The sequence below is a fragment of the Blautia sp. CAG:257 genome (assembly GCF_000433815.1).
In the GTDB taxonomy this organism is placed as follows: Bacteria; Bacillota; Clostridia; order Lachnospirales; family Lachnospiraceae; genus Blautia_A; species Blautia_A caecimuris.
The window spans coordinates 1-262 of record NZ_HF999059.1 but is presented as its reverse complement, the minus strand read 5'-3'; the positions used below and the strand labels follow the sequence as shown (position 1 = coordinate 262).

The 262-nt window shown below is 48.5% G+C and carries 1 pseudogene; it reads left to right on the top strand.

Annotation, left to right across the window (positions count from 1 at the left end):
* Window positions 1–262, top strand: a pseudogene (locus tag QVP40_RS07765) (tRNA 2-thiouridine(34) synthase MnmA); the annotation flags it as partial.

Genomic DNA, 262 nt, shown 5'->3' with positions numbered 1-262 from the left:
GCTTACCTGATGATCCAGGCAGGATATGACTGCGCCGGAGCTACCATGAAGCTTTATGATAAACCTCAGTGCAGCCAGCCAGGCGACCGTTCCTGCTGCACTCCCTCTGATACAGAGGATGCGCGAAATGTAGCTGCAAGACTTGGAATCCTCTATTATGTATTTCCTATGCATGAAGAGTTCCGCCACCACGTCATTGATAAATTTGCATCCACCTATTTAAACGGAGGTACTCCAAATCCCTGCATCGACTGCAATCGTT